The sequence below is a fragment of the Rothia sp. HMSC065C03 genome, from assembly GCF_001837295.1.
In the GTDB taxonomy this organism is placed as follows: domain Bacteria; phylum Actinomycetota; class Actinomycetes; order Actinomycetales; family Micrococcaceae; genus Rothia.
Genome location: NZ_KV831980.1, coordinates 1 through 286 on the forward strand (window position 1 = coordinate 1; position 286 = coordinate 286).

Here is a 286-nt window from a genome sequence, read left to right on the forward strand (position 1 = left end):
ATAGGGAGTGACGATATTGAGCTTACGCAGTTCCTCTTCACCGGCTGATGGTGCAGGCGGGTACATATCTTCCTTGATGAAGAGGAGCTTTTCCTCAAGGGGCATAACCGGAACTTGTTCGCTGAGGACTTTGGCGTAGTGGACAGCAGAAACATTATCCGGATCTTCTTCTGCTGCCTCGAGTGCCCACTGCAAATGCTGGTTAACGTAGTCATCGATGTTGTAGCGTTCCTTCCAGAAGCGTTCGAGAGCTTCGCAACGCTTCTGATTAATCTGCCAGCGTTCT

General features: G+C 50.3%; 1 protein-coding gene. It reads right to left on the minus strand.

Annotated elements, in window-relative coordinates:
- Positions 1 to 286: hypothetical protein (locus tag HMPREF2605_RS09470; RefSeq protein ID WP_168167580.1), on the minus strand; the 286-nt coding region annotated here is incomplete at both ends.